Origin of the sequence: Streptomyces sp. NPDC058001, from assembly GCF_042886315.1 — a bacterium.
Lineage (GTDB): Bacteria > Actinomycetota > Actinomycetes > Streptomycetales > Streptomycetaceae > Streptomyces.
Map to the genome: position 1 here is coordinate 523,759 of NZ_JBHVQT010000008.1, position 6,415 is coordinate 530,173.

At 64.7% G+C, this 6,415-nt stretch carries 5 protein-coding genes and 1 pseudogene; 3 read left to right on the forward strand and 3 right to left on the reverse strand.

Annotated elements, in window-relative coordinates; all coding sequences use genetic code 11:
- Positions 1–35: 35 nt before the first annotated feature.
- Together ACFVT5_RS22680 and ACFVT5_RS22685 are read right to left on the reverse strand one after the other, a co-directional pair.
- Positions 36–245 carry a DUF5988 family protein gene (locus ACFVT5_RS22680; protein ID WP_389890684.1) on the reverse strand — a complete coding sequence of 70 codons (210 nt, stop codon included), beginning with the start codon at positions 243–245 and terminating at the stop codon, positions 36–38.
- Between the two features lie 251 nt (positions 246–496).
- The gene (locus ACFVT5_RS22685; RefSeq protein WP_389890687.1) at positions 497–904 is read right to left on the reverse strand and encodes a hypothetical protein; all 408 of its coding nucleotides are present in this window, start codon (positions 902–904) and stop codon (positions 497–499) included.
- A gap of 1,005 nt (positions 905–1,909) precedes the next feature.
- On the opposite strand from ACFVT5_RS22685, the gene ACFVT5_RS22690 reads away from it, so the two are divergent.
- Positions 1,910–2,263, forward strand: coding sequence for an ATP-binding protein (locus ACFVT5_RS22690; RefSeq protein ID WP_389890690.1), 354 nt, complete (start codon positions 1,910–1,912; stop codon positions 2,261–2,263).
- Between the two features lie 766 nt (positions 2,264–3,029).
- Positions 3,030–4,403: pseudogene (locus ACFVT5_RS22695) on the forward strand (transcriptional regulator); the annotation flags it as partial.
- An 885-nt stretch (positions 4,404–5,288) separates the two neighbouring features.
- On the opposite strand, the gene ACFVT5_RS22700 reads toward ACFVT5_RS22695, so the two are convergent.
- The gene (locus ACFVT5_RS22700; RefSeq protein WP_389890693.1) at positions 5,289–5,435 is read right to left on the reverse strand and encodes a hypothetical protein; all 147 of its coding nucleotides are present in this window, start codon (positions 5,433–5,435) and stop codon (positions 5,289–5,291) included.
- A 343-nt stretch (positions 5,436–5,778) separates the two neighbouring features.
- Between ACFVT5_RS22700 and ACFVT5_RS22705 the strand changes: the two genes are divergently transcribed.
- The gene (locus ACFVT5_RS22705; protein WP_389890696.1) at positions 5,779–6,180 is read left to right on the forward strand and encodes a DUF2637 domain-containing protein; all 402 of its coding nucleotides are present in this window, start codon (positions 5,779–5,781) and stop codon (positions 6,178–6,180) included.
- The last annotated feature ends 235 nt before the right edge of the window (positions 6,181–6,415 follow it).

Below are 6,415 nucleotides of genomic sequence, written 5' to 3' on the forward strand. Positions count from 1 at the left end.
ATCATGGAAATTCCCTTCAGGAGCTATGAACCGGCCTATTCGGCCACATAGGTACGGAGGCACCAGCGGTACACGGGGAGTTGCTCACCTTCGTACGCCGTGCAGGATCCCGAGAATTCGAAATGCTCGTAGGCGTTGCCGCACAGGATCTTTACCTTCGACTCGCCTTCCACGGACTCCACTTCCCATTCGACGGGAGCCCAGTCCGGCCCTTCGGTAAGCATCACGCGAATCATTTTCGGCATATCCTTCGATTCTCCGCCGCGCGCTGAAAGTAGTAGTACGTAGGAATCAGGCACCGGGACAAGAGGAGGCAGGCCCGGCACAGTGACCTGAGAAACTGGGAAATCAGCACAGAAACCTCGTCATGCGATCAAAGGGCCGTCGCTGTCATGCGATGAGAGGGCCGTCCCCGCCCGGGTGTGTGCCGGCCCGGCAGGCACCCGGGCGGGGACGGCAGGCGGGGCCCGGCAACGGGCACCCGCCTGCGCACCGGTCAGGTCGCGTTGGCCAGCGCCTGGGTGAGGGACGAAGCGGTCGCGCGCTCGGAACTCAGGGCCGACGCCGAGGCGCCCAGCAGGTTGTACACGAGAGCGGTCGCGTTGGTCGCGGAGGCCGTGAGGATGTTGGCCCCCACCACCGGCGGCTGCCCGACGCAGTCGCCCATGGCCGCGACGAGCGAAGTGGCGGTGGACAGGTTGTGGGTGCGAGCGGTACTGGTGTCGTTGACCAGGTCGGCAGCGATCGCGGCGTTGTTGGACGTCTGGGCGGCCTGGAGGTCGTTGACACAGGGCGAGGCAGCCACGGCGGCGGGAGCCGCCACTGCCAGGGGGACGATGCCCAGAGTGACGGCCACGGCCATGGCGGCGGTGACGGTAGCGGCGGTAAAGCGGGAACGGTTCATGGAAAACTCCCTATCGGTGATGCACGCGCCTATCGGCAACGGCGGCCGGCGGAAGCGCAGCCCCTCTTTCCAGGAGCCTGCCGGGGAACGAGAACTCACCCTGACTGCCTGGCACTTCACCTGAAGGGAGTGTCGAGCGGAAAGGTCGCGGCCAAGTCCCCGGGGAAGGGATGGGCGACCCACCGGTTCGTCATCCAGTAAAGCCACAGCGGCGAATGGCATCACAAGGAGTCGGCCGCCACATCACCCGATCGGACGCACTCAACTCGGCTCCGATCAGGGCAAGTTGCAGGTCAGCGGGCGGAACGCGCAGCTGCCACCGGCGCAAGCCCGGACCCCTCACCGGAAATCCTTCGCCGCGGGAGGCAACCACCCCCGTACGGCTGCCCGTTGGGACGCTGAAAGCACCGTCGGGCTCGGGCCCCGGGAGAGACCGGCCCATGCGGGCCGGCACCCGGACAGAAGTACGCCATCCGGGTGGTAGCCCGTCGTCCACCGTTGCAGCCATATGCCACCTGGGGGGATAACAGTCCGTATCCAACCGGTGGGCTGCCCATCCTCTCCGGGGGAATGGTGGCTGCCCGACCATCACGTGCGTCGGCCACGTGTCGGCCGCTGGGGTGGGTCAGCCACGATGGGCCCCCCGTGAGAGGGATTTGGATCCGTCAGCCGGCGTCGGCCGGCGCCGGCTGACGCGCCCGGTTCGCACAGGACGTACCTGCCCTACGCACCGGGGGATCTTCCCCACCACAGGGCCCCCGTGACACGGAATTCGCCCGCAGTACACGAACCGCGGGGCAGACCGCCACTCCGCAAGGCGCGGCGGTTTCGCCGTTTCCCGCCTGCGCCCCTCACCGAGGAAGAACCATGTTGAGGCCCGTACATCCATGCGCGCGTATCGCGTTCTCCCCGCAGGAAGTCGAACGATGGCCTGACACACCCGCCGCCCGGAGACTGACCGCCACCTGGCCCCGATCGCGCTCCACCACGTTTCGTCTCCCCGCCGTGGATCGCGCAGTTCCTGTCTGCCGGCACCTGGCCCGTCTATGGCTCGTTCATCAACGCCTCACCGATGAGAATTTACGCCATACCGTGCTGCTGATCACGACGGAACTGGCGACGAACGCCATCGTCCACACCGGCAGCACCATCATTACCGCCAACCTGCAAAAGAACAGAAAATACCTCCAGGTACAGGTGAACGACGAAGGGAACAAGCCCACCGGCCACGACCACTGGCACAACACCTCTGAGTACGGCCGCGGCCTGGCCCTCATCATCACCTCCACCCAAGCACTCGGCACGCGCGTGGAACGCGACGGCACCCGGACAACGTGGGCGACTGTCCCCCTCACGTGATACCCACCGCGTCAACCGCCGCCCCGGAGCAGGCCGGCCACAGCGCCCGCGACGCATCGCAGCCGCTTGAACACTCACAGTGCTGACGATAAAGTTCCCGGGCAGCGTTCGTCCCGTCTCGGACCAGATCGTCCAAGGCGCGCGCTGCCACGTGGCCTTGCCCGGCCGCGAGCGCGCTACACCCGCGAACGCGCCCAAGGCCCATCAGAAATTGTCCGCACCTGTGCATGGGTGATGCCCACACCGCGCGCCCGGGAGCTCCACCCCCCGACGAACGGCTCAGCCATGACCACAGACCATTCCCTCGCGCCGACGCATCGATCGACCGCGTGCGACCGCCATGAGAGCGGGCGACAGCGGCAGTTGTCGGTAGCGGACTCCCCCGAGGGAAATACGTCGGACTCCTGACGAACGGCTGCGGGTCGCGGTTCGGCCGGGTCGGACGGCGCGTCATACCGCGGATCAAACAGTCGGCCTGTCCGAGCGCTTTGACAAGCTCACCCGAAGGCGGCTTCACCGAGGCGCGCCCCGCGCCCCCTCATCGCTCAACAAAGGCCATTCACACACGCGTTCACGCGGGGGTTCGAGAGCGAAACGGCCGGAGTGCGCCCCTTGACCCACCCCGCGCACCAACAAGCCCGCACGGCAGCGAACTTGACAGTATCCCCCGGGCATATACCAGCGTTGGTATTCAGTGCCCGAAAATCCTTTGGCACACATAGACCTTGACCCTTAGTCAGCCTTGCACTCAAGAAAGGGCGTCAGCATGGCGCGACCGCTCGTGGAACGCCAACCCAATGAACGACTCCAGTCCGCCATCAATGAGGCAGGCTGCTCCAATGTGGGATTGGCGCGCCGAGTCAATATGTACGGTGCCGAGCGGGGTATCGACCTGCGATACGACAAGACGTCGGTCAGCCGCTGGCTGCGAGGGCAACAGCCCCGCGGTCTGACACCGACGATCATCGCGGACGTGCTCAGTCACCAGCTCGGACGTACGGTGTCGGTCGAGGACATCGGTATGGCGAACAACCGTCAGCAGGAGGCATCAGGAGTGGGGCTGATGTTCGCCCGCGCCCTTCCTCATGCGGTCGACCAGGTGATCGAGCTATGGCACTCCGATGCCACGGGGCGCAATGTGCACGCGGGCTCCGTCGTGGGCGCGTCCGCGCTGTTGGGGCCCAGCCGTGACTGGCTGATCACCCATCCGGACTCCGCGGTGTCCCGGTCCGGGGGCCAACTGGTCGGTAGTGCGGACATCGAGTTGATGACCAAGACCACGCGGTACCTTGCCGATCTGGACCACAGGTTCGGTAGTGGACACGTACGTCCGATCGCCGTCCATTACCTCAACAGTGTCGTCTCCGGCCTGCTCAAGGGCTCATACCGGCAAACCATCGGGTCCCAACTCTTCGCCGCGAGCGCACGCTTGACTGAACTCGCGGGCTATATGGCGGTTGACAACGGAAAACCCGGACTCGCCCAGCGCTATTACATCCAAGCCCTGCGTCTCGCCCAGGCCGCGGGTGATCGTGGCTACGGTGGCTACGTCCTGGCGGCGGGAATGAGTCATCTCGCAGCCTCCCTCGGCTATCCACGGGAGGTCTCCCAACTCGCACGTGTGGCCCAGGAAGGTACACGCGATCAGGCGACGTTCACCACCCAGGCGTGCCTCTATGTGGCAGAGGCCCGCGGGTACGCGCGCATCGGTGACGCACGGTCGTGCAGCCTCGCCGCCGGCAAGGCTGCCGCAATACTCGAACGCGCCGACCCCGTCGACGAACCCGAGTGGATCCGTCACTTCGATCATGCCTATCTCGCCGACGAGTTGGCCCATTGCTATGTTGACCTCCGGCAGCCCAAGCTCGCCGTGCGTAAAGCACAGGAGGCACTTGCCGGACATCCGGAACACCGAGTGCGCCGACGCGCCATCGACCTCCTTCTGCTTGCCATGGCGCAGCTTCAGGACCGGGAAGTGGGTGCGGCCTGCCACACGGCCTCCCAGGCATTGTCCCTGCACGCTCATCTACGGTCAGACCTCAGCAAGGGATATTTGAAGAGTTTCCAGTCCCAACTGAGGAAGCACCGCCATGAGCCGGTGGTACGGGAATTCGAGGAGCGAGTCGAGAGAAATGAAGCAACGGGTCGCGTGGTCACGTACCGCGAAGGCGGTCAATCGATTCCTGAAGGAACCGCGTTGACCGAATGACCCTCAGGTGACCGCTCGCGCCGGCGTGCGAAACCCTCGCCCCGAAGGCGCCGCCGCCCAGCTCAGCGCCTCGCTCCGCCCCCGGCGCATGGGATCCACCAGGCGGTAAGGCCGTGACTCGCTCCCTGAATCCTTCGATGGTGTTGCCAAAAGGAGGTCAGGGCGGTCGGGGGTTACGGGGTTGGCACAAAGGGGTGGTACACCCGAGGTTCGCAAGAAATGCCTGCACCTAATACGACTACTCCTGCTCGCCTTGATTTTTATTCGCCTACAATGATTTGCTGTGCATATCCACACCGGTGGGCTACCCACCCCTCCCGGGAGAGTTGCGACAGACGGCTGCCGTTCGACCTACCTGGCCGGCGGAAAAGCAATCCGGCCGTCAGCGTCGTTGGGCAAACTCTTCCGGGAGGGGACGGGATCCGCCGGTCGGCGCCATTTCCAGGCATCACCTGGCGTGGCCCGCGGATCAAAGCAATGGAGCAACCTCATGTAAGTTCTCGTAAAATCTCAGACTTGACTGGACCAAAGGATCGTCAAGGCTTGCGTCCCCCGAAACCACCCCGACTGGGGGACATCAACGGGGGGTCCCCCAGACGCGGGCCCCGGCCGACACCCCCTCTTGAGTCGGCCGGGGCCCGCTCATTCCCGACGCTTGAAGCCACACAAGTTTCCCTCATATAAAACTGCCGTCCCTCGCGCGCACGCGAGAACGAATTAATGTCACATCTGGAGTGACTCACGGTGAAATATGCATCACCAGTTCCCATCACCAGGTCCGGCTCCTTGCTCGGCGGATGGGTGCTGATTCCGGCCTCATTCGGATCCGCCGGTGAACAGGAAAACGCCTACCTCGAACGTGACGGTGAGCGGGTCCCACTCCTTCACTGCGGTGTGGACCTTGAGCGGTTCGCGGAAATGATGACCCGCATCGAGGGCACCTTCACGCATCACAGGATCCACGATGCATGACGTGTGGGATTATCCCTACCTTCAGGATGCCGGCAGCAGGGATTTCACCGCGGTACCACCCCCTGACACATGGCTTGCCGCCGATAACCTGGATACGCTCGAATCCACGATTCCCGGCCTTGACAGTGTCCAGGAGTTCTGGAGATCAGACACGGAGTTGAGGCGACTCCTCGAAACATCCGTCGAGACCAAAGGAGCAGATCGGCTCACGGTCGGCTCCCCGACGAGGGGCGTCTCGCTACCCCACCAACGTCATCGCCATCGTCGCCAGAAGGTTAAAGCGCAGAAAGAGGAGGTACGACGCAAACTCACCCGGGGTGAAATGCTGAGCTGCGTGACGACCGTCATGACGGTCGTCATCATGACCGTGGTCGGCGCGCTCGGAGGGACCGTGGCCCATGACCCGCTGCGCCATCTGGCGGGGGCCGACGCGCCGTCCGAGGTGGCGGACTGGTGGCCACTCCTTGTGTACGGGCCCTGGCTGGTCGCTTCCCTGTCGATCCTGCACGCCGCGCTGAACAAGCGCCGCGCACCACACGCCTGGTGCGTGGTCCTTCTCTTCTCGGTCTTCGCCATCGGGTTCTGCATCGACCAGGCTCCCCGCACCCTCACCGGTGCGACCGTAGCGAGCCTTCCCACCATCGCCACTGTTGCCTGTTTCCACCAACTCGTCCGCCAAATCACACTGACGAGGCCCCCACAACGTGGCGTGGCGAATCGCCGGACTCCCGTATGACCATCCGTACTTGGCGGCGTCGGCGGCCTGCCCCAGCGTGAACCACCGCGGGTGGCGCGGCCCAACGGACCTGGCATCCCATCGGGCTGCCCAAGCACCGTGGGCCGGCCGCGTCACCCGGGTTCCCGGCCAGGGACTAACCTCGCGCTTTCGTGAGTGGGCCTGTCCGGGTCTTGATCAAATAAGCGGAGAGTGCTGCTGACCTGCAACGATGGGACTTATCGAGGGTCCTGTC